The sequence below is a fragment of the Planococcus sp. FY231025 genome (assembly GCF_052078085.1).
GTDB lineage: Bacteria > Bacillota > Bacilli > Bacillales_A > Planococcaceae > Planococcus.
On sequence record NZ_JBQJJG010000016.1, the window covers coordinates 17,763 to 41,230 of the forward strand.

General features: G+C 48.4%; 29 protein-coding genes and 1 pseudogene. 9 read left to right on the forward strand and 21 right to left on the reverse strand.

Annotation, left to right across the window (positions count from 1 at the left end; genetic code table 11):
* The first annotated feature begins 178 nt into the window (after positions 1-178).
* The 7 genes from ACTL32_RS18230 to mnhG are packed head-to-tail and all read left to right on the forward strand — an operon-like array spanning position 179 to position 5,930.
* Positions 179-2,593 carry a Na+/H+ antiporter subunit A gene (locus tag ACTL32_RS18230; RefSeq protein WP_441342771.1) on the forward strand — a complete coding sequence of 805 codons (2,415 nt, stop codon included), beginning with the start codon at positions 179-181 and terminating at the stop codon, positions 2,591-2,593.
* Complete coding sequence (locus ACTL32_RS18235; RefSeq protein WP_441342772.1) at positions 2,580-3,002, forward strand: Na(+)/H(+) antiporter subunit B; 423 nt, start codon at positions 2,580-2,582, stop codon at positions 3,000-3,002. The genes ACTL32_RS18230 and ACTL32_RS18235 overlap by 14 nt, the downstream gene beginning before the upstream one ends.
* Entirely contained in the window at positions 3,002-3,349 is a 348-nt protein-coding gene (locus ACTL32_RS18240; RefSeq protein WP_441342773.1) for a Na(+)/H(+) antiporter subunit C, read from the forward strand. Before ACTL32_RS18235 ends, ACTL32_RS18240 begins: the two co-directional genes overlap by 1 nt.
* The gene (locus ACTL32_RS18245) at positions 3,342-4,823 is read left to right on the forward strand and encodes a Na+/H+ antiporter subunit D (protein ID WP_441342774.1); all 1,482 of its coding nucleotides are present in this window, start codon (positions 3,342-3,344) and stop codon (positions 4,821-4,823) included. Before ACTL32_RS18240 ends, ACTL32_RS18245 begins: the two co-directional genes overlap by 8 nt.
* A gap of 6 nt (positions 4,824-4,829) precedes the next feature.
* Entirely contained in the window at positions 4,830-5,309 is a 480-nt protein-coding gene (locus ACTL32_RS18250) for a Na+/H+ antiporter subunit E (protein ID WP_441342775.1), read from the forward strand.
* On the forward strand, positions 5,306-5,587 hold the full coding sequence (locus ACTL32_RS18255; RefSeq protein WP_441342776.1) for a Na(+)/H(+) antiporter subunit F1: 282 nt from the start codon (positions 5,306-5,308) through the stop codon (positions 5,585-5,587). Before ACTL32_RS18250 ends, ACTL32_RS18255 begins: the two co-directional genes overlap by 4 nt.
* A gap of 13 nt (positions 5,588-5,600) precedes the next feature.
* Complete coding sequence (gene mnhG / locus ACTL32_RS18260) at positions 5,601-5,930, forward strand: monovalent cation/H(+) antiporter subunit G (protein ID WP_441342819.1); 330 nt, start codon at positions 5,601-5,603, stop codon at positions 5,928-5,930.
* 45 nt (positions 5,931-5,975) lie between these two features.
* Here the strand turns inward: mnhG and ACTL32_RS18265 are convergent, their stop codons facing one another.
* Positions 5,976-7,469, reverse strand: a complete 1,494-nt coding sequence (locus ACTL32_RS18265) for a leucyl aminopeptidase (protein WP_441342777.1) — start codon at positions 7,467-7,469, stop codon at positions 5,976-5,978.
* A 147-nt stretch (positions 7,470-7,616) separates the two neighbouring features.
* Here ACTL32_RS18265 and ACTL32_RS18270 point away from each other — a divergent pair, with 147 nt between their 5' ends.
* Positions 7,617-8,090, forward strand: coding sequence for a divergent PAP2 family protein (locus ACTL32_RS18270; RefSeq protein ID WP_441342778.1), 474 nt, complete (start codon positions 7,617-7,619; stop codon positions 8,088-8,090).
* Positions 8,091-8,139: 49 nt separating this feature from the next.
* Here the strand turns inward: ACTL32_RS18270 and ACTL32_RS18275 are convergent, their stop codons facing one another.
* The 4 genes from ACTL32_RS18275 to ACTL32_RS18290 form a co-directional block, all read right to left on the reverse strand.
* On the reverse strand, positions 8,140-8,469 hold the full coding sequence (locus ACTL32_RS18275; protein WP_441342779.1) for a YuiB family protein: 330 nt from the start codon (positions 8,467-8,469) through the stop codon (positions 8,140-8,142).
* A 274-nt stretch (positions 8,470-8,743) separates the two neighbouring features.
* Positions 8,744-8,863, reverse strand: a complete 120-nt coding sequence (locus ACTL32_RS18280) for a YuiA family protein (RefSeq protein WP_441342820.1) — start codon at positions 8,861-8,863, stop codon at positions 8,744-8,746.
* Positions 8,864-9,011: 148 nt separating this feature from the next.
* Positions 9,012-9,509 carry an NUDIX domain-containing protein gene (locus tag ACTL32_RS18285; RefSeq protein ID WP_441342780.1) on the reverse strand — a complete coding sequence of 166 codons (498 nt, stop codon included), beginning with the start codon at positions 9,507-9,509 and terminating at the stop codon, positions 9,012-9,014.
* 54 nt (positions 9,510-9,563) lie between these two features.
* Entirely contained in the window at positions 9,564-10,778 is a 1,215-nt protein-coding gene (locus ACTL32_RS18290; protein WP_204893098.1) for an NAD(P)/FAD-dependent oxidoreductase, read from the reverse strand.
* A gap of 485 nt (positions 10,779-11,263) precedes the next feature.
* Between ACTL32_RS18290 and ACTL32_RS18295 the strand changes: the two genes are divergently transcribed.
* Positions 11,264-12,883, forward strand: a complete 1,620-nt coding sequence (locus ACTL32_RS18295) for a bifunctional metallophosphatase/5'-nucleotidase (RefSeq protein ID WP_441342781.1) — start codon at positions 11,264-11,266, stop codon at positions 12,881-12,883.
* A 117-nt stretch (positions 12,884-13,000) separates the two neighbouring features.
* On the opposite strand, the pseudogene ACTL32_RS18300 reads toward ACTL32_RS18295, so the two are convergent.
* The 16 genes and pseudogenes from ACTL32_RS18300 to ACTL32_RS18375 all read right to left on the reverse strand — a co-directional run.
* Positions 13,001-13,099: pseudogene (locus tag ACTL32_RS18300) on the reverse strand (iron-sulfur cluster assembly accessory protein); the annotation flags it as partial.
* 289 nt (positions 13,100-13,388) lie between these two features.
* The gene (locus tag ACTL32_RS18305; protein WP_441342782.1) at positions 13,389-13,967 is read right to left on the reverse strand and encodes a recombinase family protein; all 579 of its coding nucleotides are present in this window, start codon (positions 13,965-13,967) and stop codon (positions 13,389-13,391) included.
* A 458-nt stretch (positions 13,968-14,425) separates the two neighbouring features.
* On the reverse strand, positions 14,426-14,812 hold the full coding sequence (locus ACTL32_RS18310) for a phBC6A51 family helix-turn-helix protein (protein WP_441342783.1): 387 nt from the start codon (positions 14,810-14,812) through the stop codon (positions 14,426-14,428).
* 101 nt (positions 14,813-14,913) lie between these two features.
* Positions 14,914-17,007: a phage tail protein gene (locus tag ACTL32_RS18315; RefSeq protein WP_441342784.1), complete on the reverse strand. Its 2,094-nt coding sequence runs from the start codon at positions 17,005-17,007 to the stop codon at positions 14,914-14,916.
* Positions 17,007-17,300, reverse strand: a complete 294-nt coding sequence (locus tag ACTL32_RS18320) for a hypothetical protein (protein ID WP_441342785.1) — start codon at positions 17,298-17,300, stop codon at positions 17,007-17,009. The genes ACTL32_RS18315 and ACTL32_RS18320 overlap by 1 nt, the downstream gene beginning before the upstream one ends.
* A gap of 192 nt (positions 17,301-17,492) precedes the next feature.
* A complete protein-coding gene (locus ACTL32_RS18325) occupies positions 17,493-17,678 on the reverse strand; it encodes a hypothetical protein (RefSeq protein WP_441342786.1) in 186 nt (61 codons plus the stop codon).
* Positions 17,675-18,316 (reverse strand): hypothetical protein, encoded by a 642-nt coding sequence (locus tag ACTL32_RS18330; RefSeq protein ID WP_441342787.1) that lies wholly within the window; start codon positions 18,314-18,316, stop codon positions 17,675-17,677. The genes ACTL32_RS18325 and ACTL32_RS18330 overlap by 4 nt, the downstream gene beginning before the upstream one ends.
* Positions 18,317-18,396: 80 nt before the next feature.
* On the reverse strand, positions 18,397-18,768 hold the full coding sequence (locus tag ACTL32_RS18335; protein WP_441342788.1) for a hypothetical protein: 372 nt from the start codon (positions 18,766-18,768) through the stop codon (positions 18,397-18,399).
* A 249-nt stretch (positions 18,769-19,017) separates the two neighbouring features.
* On the reverse strand, positions 19,018-19,272 hold the full coding sequence (locus tag ACTL32_RS18340; RefSeq protein WP_441342789.1) for a hypothetical protein: 255 nt from the start codon (positions 19,270-19,272) through the stop codon (positions 19,018-19,020).
* 151 nt (positions 19,273-19,423) lie between these two features.
* The gene (locus tag ACTL32_RS18345; RefSeq protein ID WP_441342790.1) at positions 19,424-20,311 is read right to left on the reverse strand and encodes an LPO_1073/Vpar_1526 family protein; all 888 of its coding nucleotides are present in this window, start codon (positions 20,309-20,311) and stop codon (positions 19,424-19,426) included.
* On the reverse strand, positions 20,301-20,504 hold the full coding sequence (locus ACTL32_RS18350; protein WP_441342791.1) for a hypothetical protein: 204 nt from the start codon (positions 20,502-20,504) through the stop codon (positions 20,301-20,303). The genes ACTL32_RS18345 and ACTL32_RS18350 overlap by 11 nt, the downstream gene beginning before the upstream one ends.
* 43 nt (positions 20,505-20,547) lie before the next feature.
* On the reverse strand, positions 20,548-20,766 hold the full coding sequence (locus ACTL32_RS18355; RefSeq protein WP_441342792.1) for a hypothetical protein: 219 nt from the start codon (positions 20,764-20,766) through the stop codon (positions 20,548-20,550).
* A 145-nt stretch (positions 20,767-20,911) separates the two neighbouring features.
* Positions 20,912-21,154 carry a helix-turn-helix transcriptional regulator gene (locus ACTL32_RS18360; RefSeq protein ID WP_441342793.1) on the reverse strand — a complete coding sequence of 81 codons (243 nt, stop codon included), beginning with the start codon at positions 21,152-21,154 and terminating at the stop codon, positions 20,912-20,914.
* A 92-nt stretch (positions 21,155-21,246) separates the two neighbouring features.
* Positions 21,247-22,008 carry a hypothetical protein gene (locus ACTL32_RS18365; protein WP_441342794.1) on the reverse strand — a complete coding sequence of 254 codons (762 nt, stop codon included), beginning with the start codon at positions 22,006-22,008 and terminating at the stop codon, positions 21,247-21,249.
* A gap of 40 nt (positions 22,009-22,048) precedes the next feature.
* The gene (locus ACTL32_RS18370) at positions 22,049-22,219 is read right to left on the reverse strand and encodes a hypothetical protein (RefSeq protein ID WP_441342795.1); all 171 of its coding nucleotides are present in this window, start codon (positions 22,217-22,219) and stop codon (positions 22,049-22,051) included.
* A gap of 12 nt (positions 22,220-22,231) precedes the next feature.
* Entirely contained in the window at positions 22,232-23,428 is a 1,197-nt protein-coding gene (locus tag ACTL32_RS18375; protein ID WP_441342796.1) for a hypothetical protein, read from the reverse strand.
* Positions 23,429-23,468: the final 40 nt, after the last annotated feature.

Consider the following 23,468-nt stretch of genomic DNA (forward strand, 5'->3'; position numbering starts at 1 on the left):
TTAGTATGCCTGGAATAATTTTTCAGAGCGGATCCGGGCGAGTTTCTTCCTATTTCATAACGCTTGGATTCCTTGCGGCTGTTGCGGCTTCCCGAAAGCCGAACGGTGCAAATTCTCGTCATGTACGTTATAATTTCCCTAGCAACCCATCATGTTTCCGCTTGAAAGGAGGATTCATTTGTCACTCGTGCTTTTAATATTTCTGCCGATAATTGCAGCCTTATTTATTCCGCTGCTGTACAAAAAAGTTGCCCGCATACATACGGGCTGGTTCGTCCTGATTGTTCCATTGATCTTATTCAGCTACTACGCAACACTCCTTCCCGTTACGATGGAAGGCGGTACCCGTTCCTCTGAACTCCAATGGATCCCTTCGCTGGATATTTCCTTCGTCGCCTATCTGGACGGACTCAGCCTCCTGTTCTCCCTGCTGATCACCGGCATCGGCGCGCTGGTCGTTCTTTATTCCATTTTTTATCTGGATAAAAAACGGGAGCAGCTACATAATTTCTATGTCTACTTGCTGATGTTCATGACAGCAATGCTCGGAGTCGTCCAGAGCGACCATCTGATCAGCCTTTACTTGTTCTGGGAGCTCACTTCAATTTCTTCCTTCCTGCTGATCGGCTACTGGTATACGCGCGACCGTTCACGCTTTGGTGCGCTGAAGTCGATGATGATCACGGTCTTTGGCGGCTTGATGATGCTGGGCGGCTTTGTGCTGCTCGGCTTGATGGGCAACACTTACTCGATCCGAGAACTGGTGGCGCAGGCGCCGGAACTTGTCGGCCATGAATTCTTTTTATGGGCGCTCGTTCTGATCTTGCTCGGAGCTTTCACGAAGTCCGCCCAGTTCCCGTTCTACATCTGGCTTCCGGATGCTATGGAAGCGCCTACTCCGGTCAGTGCGTATCTGCATTCGGCTACAATGGTCAAAGCCGGCCTTTACCTGGTGGCGCGGTTCACCCCGATTTTCGCGGCTTCCGGCCTCTGGATCTGGCTCGTGACGGGCATTGGACTGTTCACGATGGTGTGGGGTTCGGTGTTTGCATTAAAGCAAAAAGACCTGAAAGCGATCCTCGCTTTCTCGACCGTCTCGCAGCTCGGCTTGATTATGAGCCTGCTCGGTGCTTCCGCAATGGGCTTCCATGTGGAAGACGCTGCTGGCACGGCTTTTAAATACGCAGCTTTCGCGGCGATTTTCCATCTTGTAAACCACGCTGTGTTCAAAGGCAGCCTGTTCATGGTTGCCGGCATTGTCGACCATGAAACCGGCACGCGCGATATCCGCAAATTGGGCGGCTTGATGAGCCTCATGCCGATTTCCTTTACGATCGCCATGATCGGTTCATTCTCGATGGCCGGCCTTCCGCTATTCGGCGGTTTCCTGAGCAAGGAGACTTTCCTGACAGCAATGCTGACAATCATGGAATTCGATCTGTTCTCCATGGACGCCTGGGGAATCCTTTTCCCGGTCATTGCGTGGATTGGTAGTGTGTTCACTTTCATCTACAGTTTTTATTTTGTATTCTATACTTTTGCCGGGAAGCACAAACCGGAAGAACTGCCGAAACAGGCGCACGAAGCGCCGAAAGGCATGCTTGTGCCCCCTGCCATCTTGGCCGTTCTTGTCATCGCCATCTTCTTCATTCCAAATGTGGTCGGTGATTGGATCGTCAAACCGGCAGTCATCGCCATCCAGCCATTCATGTACAGCGCACCTGAACAGGTCGATGTCCATATCACTGCTTGGCACGGCTTCGTACCGGAATTGTTCATGACGCTCGGAATTTTTGCGGTCGGCGGCCTGCTGTTCTGGACGCTCCGCAAATGGCAGCGCATCTATGATAACTATCCGGAAGCGGTATCATTGAACCGCCTCTACGATTTTGGCATGTACCTCGGCGATACAGGCGCCAACCGTTTTTCCGCCATCTACATGACCGGCTTTATCCGGTCTTACCTGATCTACATGTTCGGCTTTTTCATCCTGATTTCGCTGAGCGCTTTGTTCATGACCGATTCGTTCCGTTTTGAAACAGGCAATCTGGCACCGATCGGCATTTACGAAATCATCATCGCCGCAACATTGATCGGCGGGGTCATCACGATCGTCGCTTCAAAATCAAGGCTTATGTCCATCATTGCACTGGGTGCGGTCGGCTATTCTGTCGCGTTGTTCTTCGTCATTTTCCGGGCACCGGATCTGGCGTTGACCCAATTGGTGATTGAGACCATATCTGTAGCGCTTTTCCTGCTGGCTTTCTACCATCTGCCGAAAAACACGAAAATGAACGAACGGATGCGGTTCCGGCTGGGGAATGCCATTATTGCGCTAGGCGTCGGAGTCACGATGACGCTCGTCGCGCTATCGGCACATTCCCAGAAGATCCTGCCTTCCATCTCCGAATTTTATAAGGAAACGGTGTATACGGAAGCTGGCGGCGGCAATATCGTCAACGTCATCCTGGTCGACTACCGTGGATTTGATACGTTGTTCGAAATTGCGGTTCTTGGAATTGCAGGGATTGCCATTATCGCCATGATCAAACTCCGTTTGAGCACTAAGGAGGATCAACATGAGAACAAATGATGTTATGCTTCAGAGCGCTACGAAAGTTGTAACGTTTATAATCCTTATGTTTGCAGTTCATATCTTTTTTGCCGGACATTATACGCCAGGCGGCGGTTTTGTCGGTGGGTTGCTGACCGCCTCCGCCATCGTTTTGCTAATGCTCGCGTTCGATTTGCAAACGGTGAAGAAGATCCTGCCGGTCAATTATGTTTTCATGACGGCTGCGGGCCTGCTGATTGCTCTGGCCACTGCAAGCGCTTCGATTTTCTTTGACGTCCCGTTCTTCACGCACGCATACGATTATTTCAATTTGCCGCTGTTCGGCAAAACCTCGCTGCATTCTGCCGCGTTATTCGATTTAGGAGTTTATTTGGTTGTTGTCGGAGTTACGATGACCATTATTCAAACGATTGGAGAGGATGAATAATGGAAATTATCATGTCGGTTGTCATCGGGATTTTATTCATGGCAGCTGTTTACTTAATGCTATCCAAAAGCCTTATCCGGATTATCATCGGCACCGGTCTGCTTAGCCACGGAGCCCATTTGCTGTTATTAACCATGGGCGGACTTGGCGGAACGGCTCCGCCAGTGGTGGCAGAAGGTGTTTCCATCGGTGATTATGCCGATCCACTTCCGCAGGCGCTGATACTAACAGCTATTGTTATTTCGTTTGCTGTTACATCCTTCTTTCTGGTGTTAGCCTATCGAGCTTACCAGGAATTGGGGACGGACAATATGGACATGATGAGAGGAACTGAAGATTATGAGTAATTTGCTTTTGTTTCCGATTATCATTCCCTTATTTTTTGCTACTATCATGATGTTCTTTCCAAAAAATATCCGCATGCAGCGTATAATTGCTGTAATAGGTGCTGTCTCCACTTTGGCAGCGGCGCTGTTTCTAATAGCAAAAGTGAATTCCAGTGGCGTACAGGCTGTAACATTAGGAAGCTGGCAAGCCCCATTCGGAATCTCTATGGTTTCTGATCCGTTATCCGCCCTTCTGGTGGTCACAGCGACCCTGATTACGCTTTTCGTCATCTTATACAGCATGCCGGCCATCGGTGCACCGCGTGAAGGTGCCTTCTATTATCCAGCTGTGCTCTTTCTGCTAACTGGCGTAAATGGCGCTTTCACCACCGGCGATATTTTCAATTTGTTCGTATTCTTTGAAGTGCTGCTCATGTCTTCATACATGCTGATTGTGCATGGAGGCGAACGCCCGCAGCTTCGGGAATCAATCAAGTACTTGTTGGTGAATATTATCTCTTCTGCTTTGTTTGTAGCCGGTGTCGCTTATTTGTACTCTGTTACAGGCACATTGAATATGGCTGATTTGGCGCTGAAGATTCCTCAGATCGAAGAGACCGGGATTCTGACAGTTATTGCGGTAATGATGCTGGTGGTCTTCGGATTCAAGGCTTCCATCTTCCCGCTTTACTTCTGGCTGCCTGGCTCTTATTTTGCACCACCGATCCCTATTCTTGCTTTGTTCGGCGCTTTGCTGACAAAAGTCGGTGTTTATGCAATCATGCGAACATACACGCTATTCTTTACGATGAATACCGCCTTCACGCATGAATTGCTGGCAATCATTGCGATTCTGACGATCCTTGCAGGGTGTGTTGGTGCACTAGCCTACTTTGATGTTAAAAAGATCATCATTTACAACATCATCATCGCGGTCGGCGTCATCCTCTTCGGGGTCTCCCAATTGAATGAAGCGGGCGTCAACGGATCGATTTTCTATTTGATCCACGACATGCTGATCAAAGCGGCCCTGTTCTTCCTTGTCGGCATCGTCGCGGCCATTTTCGGCACATCCAATCTCCGCGAAATGGGCGGACTGATGAAGACCTATCCGGTCCTTGGCTGGGTATATCTCCTGACGGCGTTCGGCCTTGCCGGCATTCCCCCGCTCAGCGGCTTCCCGGGCAAGCTTCTTATTGTCCAGGGCGGCTTTGAGGGCCCTCAATTCTGGGGCAGCATTGTGATTCTGGCTACGAGCCTGCTTGTCCTCCTGAGTGTCGTACGCATCTTCATCTACGCATTCTGGGGAGAGCCGGTTGAAACCCTGCCGATGAAAAAATCTTCATTTTATCAGATGTTCATTCCGACGGTCGCGCTCGTTGCACTGACAGTGGTCCTCGGAGTCGGCGCAGAGATGTTCATGCCGTTCATCACTGATGCAGGCGAAGTGTTATTAAATCCATCCATCTACATAGATGCGGTTATGAAGGAGTAGATAAAGATGTCACTGCAAATTTTATTGAATGTCTTTTTAGCCGGCATCTGGATGTTTATTACTGACAGCTTCACTTCGTCTGGATTTGCAATTGGCTTTTTGGTTGGCTTGATCATCATCATTATGATGCGGCGCTTTTTCTCTTCCCGGCTGTACCTTTACCGGGTATGGGCAGTGATTTATCTCTGCCTGCTCTTTCTGAAAGAGCTGGTCTTGTCGAGTTTCGCTGTATTCAAACTGGTCATCCAGCCGAAGCTGAGCATCCGGCCGGCTATTTTCGAACTTGAAACCGAATTGCAGCATGATTGGGAAATCACGCTCCTGTCGGCTTTGATCACTTTGACGCCAGGCACATTGGTCGTCGGCATTTCCGATGACCAAAAACGCCTTTATATCCATGCCATAGATTTTGAAGATATCGATGACGCGGTTTCGTCAATAAAAAATACGTTTGAACTTGCGATTTTGGAGGTGAGCCGCTCATGATGATTTTCTACTGGATATCGCTGCTGATTGTGAGCTGTGCTTTTGCAGGCCTGCTGTTCCGGCTGATCAAAGGCCCGACAATTGCTGACCGGGTCGTGGCATTGGATGCCCTGGGAGTAGCATTGGTCTCCATCATCGCCTTGTTGTCTTTGATCCTAGACACTGAGTTTTTCCTGGAAATTATCCTGCTTTTGAGCATCCTGTCATTTATCGGAACCACGGCATTCGCCAAGTTTATTGAGAGAGGTGTGATTTTCGATCGAAAACCTAATCGTTAACGTCATAATCATCATTCTCGTCAGCGTAGGCGTGATTTTCAGCGCTGTTACGGCTCTTGGCTTGGTCAGGCTGCCGGATGTCTATACGCGGACGCACGCCGCTTCCAAGAGCTCCACGCTCGGTGTCATGGGAATCCTTGCCGGCGTCTTCCTGCATTTTTGGCTGATCGAAGGAATCATGTCGCCGCAATTGATCATAGCGATCGTGTTCCTATTCATCACCACTCCGGTTGCCGGCCATCTGATCGGCCGCGCCTCCTATATGTCAGGCATCCAATTGGCTGAAGAAACGGTTCGTGATGACATGAAAGTGCTGCTTGAGAAAAAACGTGAAAACAAATAGAAAAGAGTCGGCAAGCGGAAATACCGCTTGCCGACTCTTTTTCGTTTATTGCTGTTCTGCCATTCTCTCCACCATCATGGCCAACGTGCGCACCATTGCTCCTGTGCCGCCTTTTGGCCCCAGGTCATGCGCCGCTGCTGCGTGCGAAGTCCCGGCAATATCCAAATGGATCCATGGGGTCTCTTCTGCGAATTCCCCGACAAAGCCGCCGCCGAAAATCATGTGGCCATCGCGTCCGGGCGAATTGTTCAAATCTGCGACATCGCTTTTGCGGATCCTTTTTTTATCGCTTTCCGTCAACGGCAGCCGCCAAACGAATTCACCGGTTTCCTGTGCCGCTTCCAGGAAGCTTTCGAAGAATGCCTCATCGTTCGTCAATGCACCGGTCTTGTCATTTCCGAGGGCCACAATGACGCCCCCTGTCAAAGTGGCGACATCGATGATCTTTGCCGCGCCAAGCTGTTTCGCATAAGTAACCGAGTCAGCGAGCACCAAGCGACCTTCTGCGTCGGTATTGAGGATTTCAATCGTTTTGCCGCTAAGCGACGTGATTACATCATCCGGCTTGAATGCATTGCCCGATACCATGTTATCCGTCGAAGCGATTACGGCAACGACGTTTTGCTCCGGCTGCAATTCGCCGATGATCTTCATCGCGCCGAGCACTGCAGCGGCTCCGCCCATGTCGCCTTTCATGCCGACGATGCCGTCTTTCGGCTTCAATGAATAGCCGCCCGTATCGAATGTGATCCCTTTTCCGACCAACGCCAGCGGGTTTTCAAAGCCTTCTGTCGCTTTGTATTTCAAGACAATCAAACGGGGTTCTTCCACCGAACCTTGGTTGACCGCAAGAATGGCGCCCATTCCGAGCTCTTCCATTTCCGCTTTTCCAAGAATCTCCGTTTCAAAGCCGTATGATTCCCCAAGCTCTTTCGCGTAATCAGCAAGCGCGGTCGCCGTCAGCAGATTCCCCGGCATATTAACCAATGTCCGCGCTTCGTTGACCGACTGGCCAAAAACATGCCCGATAAATGCCGAAGCTTCCACTTCTTCCGGATTCTCTTCCGTCAAGAATGTTAAGGCCTCGATAGCAGCGTCAGCTTCGTTTGAAGACGTCTTGTAATCGTCAAAGCGGTAAGCTCCCATCGCTATGCCTTCAGCCGCCAAATAGGCAGCATCTTCAACGCTGACCTTCTCGTTTTGGAATGAATCCAAATAGACGGCTGCGTGTTTGAATTTCTTCTTCGAAAGCTCTTTGCCGACCAATGCGAAAGCTGAACGGACATCATCTTCGGACAATTTCTTGCGGTCCTCCAGCCCGACAAACAATACGCGTGGAATCGATCCCGATAGGGCCGGGTATGTAACAAGTGCATTCTTATCAAATGAAAGGTCCTGTTTGGTCCAGTCTTCCAATTTGCCGTTAAAGCGCGCTGAAAAATCATTCCATCCTTTTGTATTTTCCGGATGGCGGCTCAAGCCCACCACGAGAATATCCGCTTCACAAGCCTGTGCATCTGAAATCGTTTTGAATTCCATACTGATTCCTCCTTGATTTGGTTTCTATTTCAGTGTAGCACGTATTCCGGCTTCCGAGTAGTTCGGGAAACGAAACGGTTTCGGACTTTCAAGAAGCTTTGCGTGTGCTATACTAAAACAATAATATTTTCTGAAAGGTTGTTTCGAATGGAGATTTTCTCAAATATGCCACTGATGATCGCACTTTTTGCTATCCTATTTGCACAATTCGTCAAAATTCCCATCCATTATGCAGTGACCCGTGAATTGAAATGGGGTTTATTCACTTCAACGGGTGGCATGCCGAGCTCCCATTCTGCTGCGGTGACTTCGCTTACGACAGCCGTCGGCATCGAGCACGGAGCCGATTCCACGATTTTTGCAGTTGCCACGATGTTTGCTGTGATTACGATGTATGATGCCACAGGTGTCCGTTTCCAAGCCGGACAGCATGCACTGACGATCAACAAGCTTCGGAGAGATTTGCACCTATTCATGAATGAAACACGGAACTGGAACCATAAAAAAGAAGAAGAGAAGATCAAGGAGCTGAAAACGCTCTTGGGCCACAAGCCGAGCGAAGTGTTCATGGGGGCTTTGACCGGGATTGCCCTCGCGTTTGCCATCTACGGCTTGATCTAATAGAAAAAACCGCCAAGTCCGGATCGGTCCGGACTTGGCGGTTTTTGTTCTAGAACATTTGGTACCCCATCTTGCGCAGGATTCTCATGACAAACCCTGATGTGACAGCTCCGGCAAAGCCTGCTGTCAGCACGGCAATATCGACGCCGGTCAATGACGTCAACGTATTTCCCAGCATAGAGAACGATTCTCCCGGTTGGGTGAAATAATCAAAAAAGCCAACATCATCGATAATCAGCAAAACGACGATCGGATAAACGATGGCCATCAGCCATGTCATGCGGAGCAGCATATTCAGCAAAAAGCCGATGCCGAAAAACATGACGAAAAACAACAGCATCGAAATGATCAATTGTACAATACTAAAAGAAGTGTCCATCTATTCTAACCTCCGATATTCCTTCCATCAGTTTACCCGAAAAGGAATCGGCTTTCAATCAGTCAGGCCAGAGTTCATCGCTTTGTCAATTATTGCATTTGCAGCAGTGCCGGATAGTGGAAAAACCTGAAGGAAAACTATAGGAGTATGCTATTTCTACGCTTCGGACAGCCAGCATAGGCCAGTTTTCCTTTCTCTCTTCCCTTAGTTGCCAGTTTATAAGAAAAGCGCTCGTGGAAATTTTTCCACGAGCGCTTTTCTTATGCCTTATCCATTATTTTTTGCCAGAACCAGAACAGCAGGAGCACGTTTCAGAACCACCCAATCGCAACTGGAAGTAGCCTTTGCCTCCACAATACGGGCAATGATTGCCGGGCTTAGATTTAGTAAACATCTTCATTCGAAACACCTCCTCCTGTTATTGTTTTTAATATTCTGATAATATATCACGGTCTTTTTTATTATGCAAGCATAAGAAAGAGGGATGTAAACGGATACATCCCTCCCATTCTTTCTTATGCCCTTTTTTTCTCGCTATTTCTCTATTTTTTAAAAAATAATTTATACGCAGAATAGCCGAAAACCGCACCGGGGTCCACGTTATCAATCACATTGAATCCTTCTTCCAATACATAATCTGCCATTTCATGGAGCATGGCGGATACATCGTTATCAGCCTCCAACAGCTCAGGAGCCATCCAGGCTGCTTCATATAACTCTGACAATTGGACACGGAGCTCTTCCGACTCATCACGGGGTTTGAGCAGGAAAATCGCCATATTGTCGCTCACTTCCTCGCGGATCACGCCGGTCCGGAAACCGATCATCCCTTGGACCGTACAGCTGATTCCTGTTTCCTCCTGCACTTCCCGCACCACAGCTTCGTCAATCGTTTCAGTGGGCAGCACGAATCCAGCAGGCAAGGACCATTTTCCGTGCAAGCCGCCATACCTTTTTTTCACCACCAGCCATTCTTTATCCGCATTGATGACCAGCCCGGCCGCAGCCAGCCAGACATTCCCCCGCTTTGAAGTTGCCATGACTTTCCTCCTTGAACAAAAAAAGCTCCCGCAAGCGGGAGCCCTGTTGTTTGATTATAGAACGTTGAATTTTCCTTTTTTCATGACAAGAGATGGTCCGCCAACCATGTACAATGCACGGTTGTCGATCATTTTCTTCATGAATGAAGCACGTTTGCCAGTTACTTTCTTGCCGAAGACTACGCCGATTGCATCGTCGTCGCCCAAAGAACAAACGGTCCCTTTAAGATCCGGAACGAATTCAACTGTTTCGCCGCCCTTGATCAGTTCATTAATGTTTTTCGCGATCGTTTCCCCTTGCTGCATTGCAATTTGTGCAGTCGGAGGATACGGACGGTTTGTTTCTTCGTTGATCATCAATGCGCAGTCCCCGACGATAAATACATCGTGGAAGCCAGGAGCACGAAGATCTTTGTCCACTTTGACGCGGGCACGCATGTTTTCAATGCCTGATTCTTCGATCAGCTTGCTGCCGCGGACGCCTGCAGCCCAAACGACAGTGCCGGCTTTGATGAATTCGAATTTGTCTTCACCCTTTTTGATGTTGACGCCTTCAGGAGTCGCTTCCACTACCGGCGTACCGATAGAGAACTCGATGCCTTTCGCTTCAAGCTGGCCTACTGCATAGCTGACCAATTCCGGATCGAAACCTGGCAATACCATCGGTGCTGCTTCCACACAGATGACGCGCACTTTTTCGCGCGGCACATCGAACTCTTTGCAAAGTTCAGGTACACGGTTCGCAAGTTCACCAAGGAATTCAATTCCTGTGAAGCCTGCTCCGCCGACAACGATCGTCAGACGGCTGTCATCTTTGACAGCTTCTGTTGACCAATTCGCGAATTGGAACTCGATGTGTTCGCGGATATAGCGTGCCGCTTTAACGTTGGCAATTGACAACGCATATTTGTCCAAGCCTGTGATTCCGAAAGTTTCCCCTTCGAAGCCGAGGCCGATGACAAGATAGTCGTATGTAAATACGCCATTGTCAGTTGTGACTTTCTTGTTTTGGACATCGATCGCTTGGACTGTCGCTTGGACGAATTTCGTCTTCACGCTGTCGATCACGTCTTTGATGTCGTAGCGCACTTGTTCCGGGCGAAGTGTTCCTGCAGCCGCCTCGTGGAGCCATGTGCTTTCGTAATGGTATTCGTTCTTGTTGATTAGCGTAATATCTGCGGCGTCAGTGCCAAGGACTTTCTGCAGGTTCACTACAGTAGTCAAGCCACCGTAGCCTGCGCCCAATACTAATATTGACGGTCTTTTCAAAACAATCGCAACCACCTTCAAGTCATTTTTTAAAACGGAATTAAATAAATATATGAGTCATATGAATTCCAATAAACTCCTATACTCTATATTAGACCTTTTACACCCTCATTTCAACTGGATAATGCCAACTGTGCCGGCTTATGCACAATTCGTTCACGCTTCTGACGCAAGCGGATGGTCTGTGTTCTCCAGATAGCCGGCTGGCCTATCCATTATGGCAAGCAAGCCTCTTCGCCTTCCTCTTTCCACCCGGCTACTGAAAAGCGCAATGGAATTTCCGCTTCCTCCCGAACGAGAGAAGCACCATATCTCTCAATTTCTATTAAGCCTGGAATATTCTTCTCTAATGAATCCATATTCCTATTTCATGTAAATTATGTATTTGATATTCTCTCATTATAAGACATTTTTCACTTGTCGAAATATTGAAAAGAGTTTTATGCGTTTCAAAAAAATATAACCACTAAGGGAGCAATCATCCGATGAGAAAGAACGGCAAAATGAAATTCCAGTTTGCAGCGAGTACGGCTTTAGCACTTGCCCTAGTTGGAACTACAGCAATTCCAGGCATTGCAGAAGCAAAACCCGGACAGGACTTCGATGTCTCAAACCGCGGCATTGAAGTACAATTGCTGGGCGTAAACGACTGGCATGGACAGATTGATACATACCGGAAAGTCGGCGGGCAGCAAGCTGGCGGCGCAGAATACCTTGCTGCGTATTTAAAACAGCGCGAAGCGGAAAATAAAAACACGCTCCTCATCCATTCCGGCGATATGACAGGCGGCAGTTCGCCAGCTTCTTCTCTTCTGATGGACGAACCGACAGTGGAAATCATGAATGAATTAGGCTTTGACATCGGCACATTGGGGAACCACGAATTTGACCGGGGCGTTCCTGAACTGATGCGTTTACTTGATGGCGGCTTCCATGAAGCTACCGGCGATTTTGAAGGCGCAGACTTCCCTTACGTTGCCGCAAATGTTGTTTATAAAGATTCAGGCAAGACCTTGCTCCCGGCCTATCACATCGAAAAAGTGAATGGCATGGACATCGGTTTCATCGGTGTAGTCACAAAGGATATCAAAGAAGTGGTCATCGCAAGTGCATTGGAAAATATCGAGGTGACCGATTCTGCACAAGCAATCGATGGAGCGGTAGCCGAATTGAAAGCAAAAGGCGTTGAGTCGATCGTGGTTCTGGCGCATGCACCCGCGGCATCCAACTCGGATGGTACCGGAGCTACCGGCGAATCCGTTGCATTGGCCAATACGGTCCATGATGAAGTGGATATCATTCTAGGCGCACATAACCATGCTTATTCAGATGCCATTGTAGACAATAAATTGGTCGTCCAAGGCTATTCCTATGGAACAGCTTTTACGGATATCGACCTTGTCATTGATCCGAAGACAAAAGATATCGTCCAAAAATCAGCCGAAGTCGTCACGACTTTCCATGCCGGAATTGAACCGGATGCCGAAGTCAAAGCGATGGTCGACGGATATAAGGCGACCGTCGCTCCGCTGATCGACCGTGAAGTCGGCACCGCTTCTGAAGCAATCACGAAATCCGGGGATGCAAGCGGCGAATCAGCACTCGGCAATCTAATTGCGGATTCCCAGCGCGACGCGATGGCAACAGATTTTGCCCTCATGAATCCAGGCGGCATCCGTGCAGATTTGAATGCCGGACCGATCACTTGGGGCGAACTGTTCACCACCCAGCCATTCGGCAATCAGCTTGTCAGCATGACTTATACCGGCCAACAACTGAAAGATGTGCTTGAACAGCAGTTTACGGCTTCAAAAACAACGATTCTGCAGGTTTCCGGATTATCGTACACAATTGACCAAGCTGCTCCGATCGGCAGCAAAATCACCGAGCTGAAAGATGCAGACGGCAATGCAATTGCCGGAGATGCTACCTATACCGTAACGATCAACAACTTCCTTGCAGGCGGCGGAGACGGGTTCACGAAACTTACAGGCGGCACCAGCCCTCTAGTCGGACCAGTCGACTTGGACGCTCTTGAAGCTTATATCGTGAAACAAGCTGGGCCGATTGCAGCACCAGCTACAGACCGCATCAACGTGAAGTAACCCATTGAGCCTTTCGCCAACCAGCGAAGGGCTTTTTTGTGCGCATAGAAAAAAGCCGTTCCCTCAAAGATGCCGTGGCACCCTTTCAGAAAGGCTTTTTGCATAAAAGACAGATGATCAGCAGTTTTCCGGTGTGCCTGCTTTTTGCGCGGTACGGAATGATGTGCCGCAGCCGCAAGAAGCGATGGCGTTCGGATTTTCAATCGTAAAGCCGCCGTAGGGCACTCCGGAAAGTCAAACGTTGATATGACGCTGTTTCTAACGGTATATAGGACGTGTTAATCTTCATATGGACGGTAAACCACCGGCATTCAGGGCGGTTAATTTCGCTAACTCGATTGTACCTAAAGTCATTTCGATATACAAGCGTTATTTCCACGTATTTCCTGTCGCTTCGTAATCCCCAAACGTAGAAAAATTGTGCGGACGGTTAATACGGCTGAATCCACTTTAGGCGAGGCCCGGCTCTGGGGTACGGAGCGACGCTGGCCCGAAAGCCAAGGCGTTATACCCCGGCAGTTTCCTCGAATTCTTTTAAGACTTTATAAACGGTGCTTCGTCCGACGTTCAGCAACTTCGCTATGTCTGTTGCGCTTTCCTTCGCATCGTACAGCGCTTTGATCTGTTGCTTCATGCGCTTGTCTAACGTTGGGCGGCCGCCAGTTCTGCCACGTCTGCGCGCCGCTTGCAAGCCGGCTTCTGTACGTTCCCGGATGATGTTACGCTCGAACTCAGCGAATACCGCCAGCATACCGAACATGGCCTTGCCTGCCGCTGTAGTCGTATCTAGGCTATCGTTGATGCTGACGAACTGTACGCCTCGCTGCGCCAGTTCTTCGGTGATTTCGAGCAGGTCTTTCGTTGAGCGCGCTAACCGATCGAGCTTATAGATAACGAAGATGTCGCCTTTACGCGCTGTGTCCATCGCTTGCTTCAACGCCTGGCGGTCACGCTTGCCGCCGCTTTGCTTTTCCGTAAATAGCTTTAGCTCTTCGCCGTGATCCGCTGCGTATTTCTCGATTGCGTCCGTCTGTACGTCTAGCGATTGGTCTATCGTTGATACCCGTCCATATCCGATAATCATATCGTCCACTCCCATACGTTTTATGTACTTTTAGTATAGACGAGTTTATGGACAGATGTCAAGCGCTAAAACGTTGATTATATAGACGGTTCTATTTCGTCCGTTATACGGTGGTTTAATGGACGCACCCCTTCGGTTTCAAAGTGGTCTCGGCCGCCAGCGCCGATTAGCCGGAGGTTGCGGTAAATATAACGCAATACACAGTAAAACCTTACGTAATCTTTATAGTGCCTGGCGAGTTCCTACTATGATATGCACTTCAACACAAGTTGCTTTAGGTTAATTGCGTATCAAAACGCTTGATGCCGCGCGCGCAGATAGCGTCTAGCGGGTTAAATGGCGGTATTATCACGTTGTGCCTTGCGGCTATGTATACGGACGGCGCGACATTTACGCCAGACCGCCCGTTGAGTTTCTTCTATATAAGATGCGTTTATTACTGCGTGTCGCCCTGCGTCTTACTTGTCGTTGCGCATACGAGCGATTTCCGCACGAATAGCGGCCATGTCGACGGCCTGACCTGCGCCGGCTGCATCGCTCTTAACTTCGACTTTATCCGTCAGCAAGCCGTACGATTGAAGGATCACGCGCAACAACGCCGCATTGCCGTCCGTTAGGAAAGCGTCGTTAGCCTTCGCCATTAGTTCCGGCAGCCGATCCTGCGACGCGATCATGACCCGCCTGGCCACCGCCTTAACGAACTGCTCGTCGGTGCGCCAGCGTTGAACCGTGCGGTCGGACACGCCTACCTCGTCGGCAATCTCTTTAATCGTCTTACCGCCGCGATTGGGCAGCGCCAGCCATTCGATGGCCGCGTATTGTTGTTCCGTTAGTTGTTTCGTCATTAGTGCTTGCTCCTTTTGGGCGTACCGTCATTAGGCCGCCCGTTTGTTGGTAAGTCGTGCGTTTGGCGAAAGATAATCGCGTTAGAACTGCAATGTCAGCGTTATGCGCCGCCGGCACCCGCTTGTGCCAGTTGTTTCGCCAGGTAATTCGAGAATCTGTCCATTTCCTGCTGATCGAGCTTCTGGCCGCCGTTGTAGACGACCGAAAGGTTGACGACGTTATTGCCGCCGGCTGAATACACTTTGTTCTCGTCGGCTGTCATGACGCGCTCGCCTTTGTGCAACTTCGCCACGTAGCCGTTATATGGTACTTTGTCTAAGCCGTTGTAATGCGAACCGTCGACTCGCGGATTGCCTGCACGGCCGTTAAGCACGCCGCCGGTAGTCGTCTGCGCGTTGACGCCGACATTAACCGTTTTCTTCTCGTCGAAGATGCCGGTAACGGAGTCCCAAATGCTTCGCGCCGTATCGACCAGCGAATCCCATACCGCCAGGAAGCCGTCAACGATTCCGGTAATGAAGTTTTTACCGATGTCGAGTGCGCCGCCGATCCATTCCGAGAACAGTTCGCCGAGATTACTGAAGGCGGTAACGGCCGTTTCTTTCATCGTTTCCCATGCGCCTGACCAGTCGCCGGTCAATAGTTGAAGCGCCGTCTTGAACAGGCCGGAGATAACGCCCCATACCGTTTTAATGATGTTCAGGACGTTGTTAAGCGCCCACCCGATGACGTCTTTAATCGTATTGAAGGCGAGCTTCACGACGTTCAGGATGATCGTCAGGTTGTGCTTAATCAGCGGGCCGATAATCGACCATACGAATTTAATGATCGTGCTAATCATCGGCATGACTTCGCCAATGTAGTTCTTCACGGCGTTGAATGCGCTCATAACAACGTCCATTGTTGCTGTAACGTACGGTTTGAGCCATTCCATGACTGCGCTAAAGCCCGTTTTAATGGCGCTCCATACCGTGTTCATGGCGTCCTTAGCCCAGTCGAAGCGGTTGACAAGGTATACGATTGTGCCGACTAGCGCCACTAAGGCGATAACGATTAGACCGACCGGATTCATTAGGAGCGCGGCACTGAAGCCCTTCGTCGCCCATGTCGCTGCAAATGCGCTTGCTTTGAACGCCTTGAATGCGGTGGTAACGGCGTTAATGGCCGATAACGTCTTAATTGCGACTACGGCAGTTAGCGCGGCTGCGCCAATGCCCGCCAATACGTCTTTAATCGGCTCCCAATTCGTTTTAATAGTGCTCGCAAATTCTTTCACCTTGGCGATAATGTCCTCGATGACTGGCGTTGCCTGGGCTTTCAGCGCGATAAAGCGGTTAATCGTCGTGTCGATGCCGTTGACGATCGGCTGCACGTCGAAGTTTTTCAGCGTCGTGGCCAGCGTTTTAATATGACCGATAGCGATTGGCAAAATACCCTCGCCCAGCTTCGCCATAACGTCCGTCCAGAGCTGCTTAACGTTGCCAAGTTGGTTCGATAGGCTGTCGGATTCCCTGGCGGCTTGACCGGTCGCACCGGCTCTTTCCTGCATGGATTGCGCGAATTTCAGTCGGACGATCTGCTTTCCAGCTTCGTCTAGCTTATCGAAGTCCTTGCCGAGTTCCTTCGAAGCATAGGCGGTCATTGTCGCTGCCGATCCGAAGAGGCCGATTGATTCCCCGCCTTCGTAGGACCCCTTAATAAAGGAATTTAACGCTGAGTTGGCGTCCGCAAACGATTTGTCGTAGAAGGCAGCCGCATCACTGGCCATCGTTACACCTGAGGTTGCCATCGCCATTGCTTCTTCCGTATCAATACCGAGTCCCTTGAACATCGAAGTCATTTGCGACATGGCGGGCTTCAGGCGGTTCGGCGCAGAATCGAACTCTTTCGACATTCCATCTATCGCCTTTTGCGCTGCGGGGGCAAGATCGCCGAAGACCTGCTCGAACTGTGCCGTCATTGCAGCGCTGTCGGCCGCAGCTTCGATTGCGTTTTTGCCCATCGCGGCGATACCTGCACCGGCGGCAACGGCGCCCGCACCAACCGCAACCATGCCGGCTTTGGCCAGCGTGTTCATTTTATTATTCAGATTAGAAACCGTGTCGCCGGCACTGTTGATATTCTGCACTGCGCCACGAAGATTCCGCGACATGTTATCGCGTAATTCTAATACAGCCGTTAAGCTATAGGCCATTACCGATCAGCTCCTTGCGACCGAAGCCCAGCAATCAGTATGGCGTCCATCGCAGCATTAACTTTTTTGCCCGAAGCTCGCAGCATCCGAATATCCGACTCCTTGTGGTAAAGCTCGACGTGTTCCAACAGGCGGTCGACTAGCTGGACGCCTACCGGATCTCCTGCGAAACGTTGCCGCTGCACTTTAAGGCTGCCGATATGCAAGATGCTCACCCGTTCGCCGTTTAAAGCGTTCAGCGTGTTATCGACGGTCTTTAGCAGCGTTTTGTACTTTTTGATTTGTGTGTTCATATTCCGTTCAACTCCTTGATTTCCGATCCCTACGTATCAAATCGGTGTAAATAAAAAAAGCCCCTGCGCACGGCCGTTGCACAAAGGACTTCAGGTGAATTATTCAGTTGTAAGGGATATTATGTCGTGTCGCTCCTGCTGTCTGCGGGTTTCCAATCCGCTGCAGTTCCACCGCGAGGCTATCGTTATTTCCTAAACAAGGTTTTCATCAATCGGTGGTACCTCAATTCGGCGTTTGAGCAAGCTGTACAAAGCCATATTCTCGGTACCTCCAAGCGCTCTAATCGCTTCTCTTGCGTCGGCTACGTCGGCCTCCGTGATGTGACCATCGTTCTGCAGTTTTTTCTGAAGTTGATGCAGGACTACTTTTGCGTTCATTGCTTACCCTCCTTATGATGCGTAATTTCAGCAGGCAGCGGGGCGCCTCTTAGAACGTCTTCCAGCAATTTCGACAAGTTCGCCGGGTTAAAGCCGGTCGCTCTGACCTCGTTGAACGGGTTTGCTATAGAGTAGTAGTCGCGCTGGCGCCCGCTGTTTTTCGCTGTATTATTCAGCTGCTGAATTTCTTCGGTAATGCCGTCGTATTCGCGCTTCAGGCTCTGATAGTCGAACAGCGCCGACAGAAGCAGCTCTTGCCCGACCTTGACGCGTTCTTGAATGTTCGGCAGATGTTCTGCTTGTACAGCCGGTCGGTACTTGTTCAACCACGCCTGCACAACGTCAGCATCCTGTAGTTCTGCTTGCTTACCGTTCATATACGCGATTGCTACAGCTTCTTCTTCGATAGCGTATACCAGCGCTTCCTCAGCTTTGGCGATAGCCTTGCGAGCTGCCACTTTCTCAGTTGTCTTGTCGACACCACTTGCTACTTCCGAATGGATAATCTCATCTGCTTTGAACTTCGCTGACTCGACTGCTGCGCGTGCATGATCGACTATTTCCTTGTAAGCCGCTGATGTATGCGCGTGCTTCTCATTTTGTATTAAGTAGTCTTCGTATAATTTGAATGATTTCATTTTATTTAGTCCCCTTTGATTGTTTTAGTATTAAAAAAGAGCACCCATTTGGGTGCTCTTTTTTAGAATTCTTTTAATGATTAGTCTAACCAATCACTTTCTGGAGTATTTGCACTTCCATCTCTTCCATGCAAATCTCTAATGATTTCCGTGCCCCAGCTTATTAACAAACAGAGACCATTATTTTCGATGCCCCATTTTCTTCTTTCTTGTCCTTCGTAACCACCTAAAATAGATTCATATTTTTCATGAATCCAATTTCTATGGCCTTCTTTAAAAAGACTGAAATCTAAGCCGTGCTCGCTTCTAAACGGAAATTCTCTTTCCATCCAATCAACGATGTCTCTATTTTCAATGTGAGAATTAATCTCTTCGACTGAATAAGACACGCCTTTATCAATCAAAAAAGATACATCTTGCATGAAATGAGTAATTGTAGTAATTTTTCGCATTTTATTTCACCTGCCTTTCTAAAATATTATTCGACAAAAGTTAAATCATTCCTTCAAAATTAATACATTTTTTACTATTCCTTTCGTTTGCTTACTAAGTACAGTTGGAAGCGCACAAATCAGTGCTGAAGGTCTAAGGCTACCCTCGAAATCCAAACGTCTTCAACACGCTTAAAACCGCTACAAATTTTCCATCTACACGTCTAACTGTTCTTTAACTGTCTAAGCGATGCCTACGTATTTGATAGTTTAAGTTGTATTCGCTGCGTTTACGTTTCCGATGCTGTGCCGCACATTCTCCGCAACGTTCCTGGCGGTTCGACTTGGCGTTAAAAGATCGGCTACATTCAACGCAAGCTTTTCCGTCGTCAGCATCGCCAACTGCAAGTTTGTATTTCGCCAGTAGCGCCGGACCACCGGCCAGTACCGAGTTGATACCGTAGTTGCAGACGATTGGAATGTCGTGTATGAACGGGCATAGTCGGTTGCCTTGCGTTGTTTCAAGTAGGCAAAGGCCGTCGCCTGCGTAATTAGCGCAGTTTCGTTTGATGTAGGTTGCCGTGGATTTGTCAGGTTTCACTTTATAACACTCCTTAATTAAATTGGCGCACAAAAAAAGAGCATCCGATTGGACACTCCTAATCAAGCTTATGGACTAATCTTTAATCCATATATTTAAATCTATTTCAGATTTCCATATACCGTTAAAATACGCTAATGCTATGGCGATTCCTACAGTAGTTAAAGAATATCTATTAGCCAAGGAATTATTCCATTTGCTAAAAGCTTCTCTGCTAATATCATCTATCTCGTATTGGGCTCTTATAGGCGGTTCAACCAATTCCTTTTGATTACCTTCTATTTTCTCATGTAACTCATCCTTATAAACAGATCTAATAAAGTATTCCAAGTTCTGACTACTGGTTACTAAGTTGTCATGTGATGCAACACCAACAAAAAGTAAGTGCTCATATAAAGGTATGCTCTCATTCGAAATATCGCCTGGGTCTGTCAAAAATTTTTGTACATTTTCTATTAAAAATCTTGCAGAGGATAATCTAACTTTTTTCACTAAAAATATAGCACAAATAATTTTGATTTGGTTTTCTGTAAGTTTCGGCAATACTTCGATTGCCTCATTCAAAACAATTGCTTTTAGTGAACCCTCATCAATTAAAAAGCGATCTTTTAAGAGATCGGTTAATAAACTAAGTGTTTCTGGTTTTCCGCTTCTTGCATATTGTTTTTGAGCGTTAATAACAGCATATTGGACATCTGGATTTTCAATTTTCGATAGCGTTTCTGGAGCCTCGCTTTGTAATTTTTCTAACATTTTATTTATTAGTAGTTCCGCTCTTTCAACTGCGATATTTTTAGCGTTCTCACTGAGTTCATAAAAATTCGCTTTAAAAATATCTATGGCAATCTCTCTCACGTCCGCATAAGTTACTCCATGGTGATGCGTATGGTTTACAGTAACGTGCTCAGAATCTTGAACATTTGTAGAGTCATCCCCAGCATGAATCTCCCTTTTACTCATCATCTTCGACACGCCCATTCTTTACTTTTATATTGTTACTATTCTGTATGTTAGTCGAATAATTACCTGCATGAATATCTGCTTGAACCTGCTTTTCATTCGACTTCTTCCAAAATCCCCTTATTATTAAAGTAAGAAGGGGAATTCCAATCCCACTAAAAACCCATTCTTTATTTTCAAATAACCACTCAAACATTAATACCATCCCCAATTCACCTCTAGTGAATTTAATGTTAAAGCTACTGGTTAAATTTGTCTATATTAATTTTTTTTACAAATCTTATTGTGGGATATTTTTCAATAAAGAAATTTATTTCCTTGCAGTTATCACAGGTATGCTCGAATTTCGGAGGGTCTGCAATCCAATCGCTTTTTCCTGTTATAACCATTTCTCCTTGTTTACAGCTATCACAAATATACTTAACCCCTATAGAACGCACATCATAAAAGTTCTCCATTACTTCACTCTCCCAATATACTCTTCTAATCAAACTGATACCGTACCGCTATTAATGACTCTCCTGTGCCGACGTGGGCCAAAAGAGGATTAACAACGATGCAAAGGCCCCGTTGATCATGGATGTCTCCAAGGACCAAAGCTCGTTATTCTCCATCGGCAGGCTCCCTTAAAAAAGCGTTTAGTTTGTCGTAATTAGATAAAAACGTCAGCAACTCGTCGTCGATTTCGAACTGTTGCACAAGTTTGGCGCGTGTTCGGCGCGAAACTCCAGTGCGGCCGCATTCGATGGCGTCAATCAAGCTGCGGCTGACATCGAGTTTTTCGGCCAATTGTTGCTGCGTCAGGTGGTGCTTCAGCCGAATTGCCCGTACCACGTTGTTTCCCATATAAAAAAGACCCCCTTTGCTAATAACTCCCTAAAATAATGCAGCGGGGAAAAATTCCCCTTCTACTTGAGCATGGAATTTTTAAGCCCCATTTAACCGGTTTTCTTCACTTTTTCCTGGTAATATTCAGCGTTGTAATTGCTCTTGAAAGCCAGTTCACACGCTGATTCCGCCGATATTTCACCGCCCAACAGAACTCCGATTTGCTGATCGCAGACCTCACGTCGAATATTACGCGGATAAAACGCTCCATCGCACACGACACACGTTTTTATGCGCTCCAGCTTCAGTGACTTAATCCGCTGCAGAACGTCCAATTTTTCGTAGCCGTATTCTTCGGCGAAGGTCGTCGCATAGAACTCAGCGTAGTTTTTGACGCGGGCCAGTTCGGCCGTGAGTTTTTTAACCGTAACCGGCGCCCTCGGTGTGTACATCCGTGCAATCGCTTCAGCGTCCGTCAGCGTGCCGTATGGAGTACGTTCGCCAGCTTCAGCGTCGATGTTATCGGAAAACAGCCCGACTTCACGCTTTAAGCGCTTATCTGCAGTATTTAATTCGGCTTCAGGATTGGTTACGGGATATTCTTCGTCTCGTTCGGCGACCATATGGGCGCGGAGTATGAAGTCAGCCAATACTTCCTGGACGGTGACCGGCGGCTGATCGTAGCGGTTTTTGTGGTGTAGCGATGGGTGGTAGATGAAGGGTTTGTCGATTTTGATTTGCGTGCTGTCGAGCCATATGTCGACGAAGTCCTGCGTGAGTTTGAGGCGTTGCTCCAGTGTGATCGGCTTAGTGTAGTGTTCGAACCATAATTCGTACAAGGCTTCCTTTACGAGTGCTTCTGCTTTCGTCAAATTATCTCCTACTTTCCAGTGGTTTCTTAGCTGGTGCGGTTTACTTAGATATTGCGAGTGGGCCGAAGTCTTTGCGAAGTGCTGGTGAATCTTCAAAGCCGAAGACCAGCCGGCCCGGCACGCGGCTCGACTGCTTCACCTCGACGACTTGATAGCCTTTATGGATAAGCGCCTGCGCAATTGCTAGGCTGACGATGTACTTGATTTTCAAAACTTTTCCTCCTTAGATTTCGTATTTTGACCATGCGATTAATAGGCGGCGCATACGGCTCGGCGGCAGATATAACTGGATCGGCTCGCCATTGCGTATTCTCGAGCGCCAGATCCACTGCACCATGTCCGATAAAGCCAGCAGCTCTTCGTTCACGGTGACGCCCTGATCCTGGAAGAATGACTTTTCGTACGGATTCATAAAACGGCTGTAGGCGTAAATCAGGACGTGGCGATCGGCAAAGTCGTTGGTGGCTCGGATGTTGTTCGATAGAAAGCCTTTGCTGTAGCCTTTGCCTTGCAGTTCCGAGCGGTAATCTTTGAGGACTGTCCAGAGAACCTCGTTCGATTTGGCGTTAGTCACGCGGCGCACATACGTATAGATGCTTTTCTTTATCGCCTCTAATTCATCGGCAGTCCGGCGGTTCAGCCAACCACGCGAAAAGGACGTCGACGCTTCGCCGTGCATGTTGTGATCGCCTTCGTACAGGTCGATTAGCGCAAAAAGTTGCTTGCGGTTGTCGGCACGGCTGTCGTATTCCGTCAGTTGGTCGTTTAAAACTCCGCATAGTTCGTATTGAATGTCATATAAGTCGAAGTAGTAGCGTTGGATTTGTGCGTTGAAGAGGTACGTCAGGACAAATATGTTGTCGAACGCCTGAAATATCTTCGGGGGAAACGCCCATATGAGGAATTTTTGACGGTGGTAGTAGAGGTTGCCGGCTTGGGCAAGTAGTTTGATGTCGTCGAACCGGCCGTAGTCGTATTCGGCTTCAGGCGCCGTCCAGACTACTTGATTGTCGACAATGCGAATATACTCTTTATCTAGCAGCAAACGCATGTCTGACGGCGATACGGCGGCTTTGTCGATGACGTCCATCACTTCATCGAGGATCAGCGTATAATTCGATGCTTCAAGCAGCGCCAGGAGTTCGTCATCGGCCATTTCGAACAGTGAGTGCGTGGCCGCAATGTTCTCGCCGTCTTCGATTTGCCGTTTCAAGGCGTCCATTTTGCGCCCGCCCGCTACAGCGTTGGTCGGTTCGACGAATTTCCGGCTCTTCACCGTCTTGATGACCCGTTGTATTTCGTCCAGAAAAGGCGTTACATAGATAAACTTTTCATCAGCCGGTGCCTGGTCGATGTGGCTTAGTGCGAACGTCGTTTTACCTGCGCCCATAACTGCGTCTATAACTTTTACTCTCGTCAATCGGCATTCCTCCTAGTTTTAATTCCGAGTAATTTAGTCG

Excerpts from the sequence above, each read along its gene's own strand:
- ACTL32_RS18255 (WP_441342776.1), top strand. The coding sequence starts at position 5,306 with ATGATGATTTTCTACTGGATATCGCTGCTGATTGTGAGCTGTGCTTTT.
- ACTL32_RS18280 (WP_441342820.1), bottom strand. The coding sequence starts at position 8,863 with ATGTTTACTAAATCTAAGCCCGGCAATCATTGCCCGTATTGTGGAGGC.
- ACTL32_RS18235 (WP_441342772.1), top strand. The coding sequence starts at position 2,580 with ATGAGAACAAATGATGTTATGCTTCAGAGCGCTACGAAAGTTGTAACG.
- ACTL32_RS18320 (WP_441342785.1), bottom strand. The coding sequence starts at position 17,300 with ATGAACACACAAATCAAAAAGTACAAAACGCTGCTAAAGACCGTCGAT.
- ACTL32_RS18315 (WP_441342784.1), bottom strand. The coding sequence starts at position 17,007 with ATGGCCTATAGCTTAACGGCTGTATTAGAATTACGCGATAACATGTCG.
- ACTL32_RS18265 (WP_441342777.1), bottom strand. The coding sequence starts at position 7,469 with ATGGAATTCAAAACGATTTCAGATGCACAGGCTTGTGAAGCGGATATT.
- ACTL32_RS18285 (WP_441342780.1), bottom strand. The coding sequence starts at position 9,509 with ATGGCAACTTCAAAGCGGGGGAATGTCTGGCTGGCTGCGGCCGGGCTG.
- ACTL32_RS18310 (WP_441342783.1), bottom strand. The coding sequence starts at position 14,812 with ATGACGAAACAACTAACGGAACAACAATACGCGGCCATCGAATGGCTG.
- ACTL32_RS18305 (WP_441342782.1), bottom strand. The coding sequence starts at position 13,967 with ATGATTATCGGATATGGACGGGTATCAACGATAGACCAATCGCTAGAC.
- ACTL32_RS18325 (WP_441342786.1), bottom strand. The coding sequence starts at position 17,678 with ATGAACGCAAAAGTAGTCCTGCATCAACTTCAGAAAAAACTGCAGAAC.
- ACTL32_RS18330 (WP_441342787.1), bottom strand. The coding sequence starts at position 18,316 with ATGAAATCATTCAAATTATACGAAGACTACTTAATACAAAATGAGAAG.
- ACTL32_RS18295 (WP_441342781.1), top strand. The coding sequence starts at position 11,264 with ATGAGAAAGAACGGCAAAATGAAATTCCAGTTTGCAGCGAGTACGGCT.
- ACTL32_RS18335 (WP_441342788.1), bottom strand. The coding sequence starts at position 18,768 with ATGCGAAAAATTACTACAATTACTCATTTCATGCAAGATGTATCTTTT.
- ACTL32_RS18275 (WP_441342779.1), bottom strand. The coding sequence starts at position 8,469 with ATGGACACTTCTTTTAGTATTGTACAATTGATCATTTCGATGCTGTTG.
- ACTL32_RS18245 (WP_441342774.1), top strand. The coding sequence starts at position 3,342 with ATGAGTAATTTGCTTTTGTTTCCGATTATCATTCCCTTATTTTTTGCT.
- ACTL32_RS18345 (WP_441342790.1), bottom strand. The coding sequence starts at position 20,311 with ATGATGAGTAAAAGGGAGATTCATGCTGGGGATGACTCTACAAATGTT.
- ACTL32_RS18270 (WP_441342778.1), top strand. The coding sequence starts at position 7,617 with ATGGAGATTTTCTCAAATATGCCACTGATGATCGCACTTTTTGCTATC.
- ACTL32_RS18250 (WP_441342775.1), top strand. The coding sequence starts at position 4,830 with ATGTCACTGCAAATTTTATTGAATGTCTTTTTAGCCGGCATCTGGATG.
- ACTL32_RS18360 (WP_441342793.1), bottom strand. The coding sequence starts at position 21,154 with ATGGGAAACAACGTGGTACGGGCAATTCGGCTGAAGCACCACCTGACG.
- ACTL32_RS18350 (WP_441342791.1), bottom strand. The coding sequence starts at position 20,504 with ATGTTTGAGTGGTTATTTGAAAATAAAGAATGGGTTTTTAGTGGGATT.
- ACTL32_RS18355 (WP_441342792.1), bottom strand. The coding sequence starts at position 20,766 with ATGGAGAACTTTTATGATGTGCGTTCTATAGGGGTTAAGTATATTTGT.
- ACTL32_RS18240 (WP_441342773.1), top strand. The coding sequence starts at position 3,002 with ATGGAAATTATCATGTCGGTTGTCATCGGGATTTTATTCATGGCAGCT.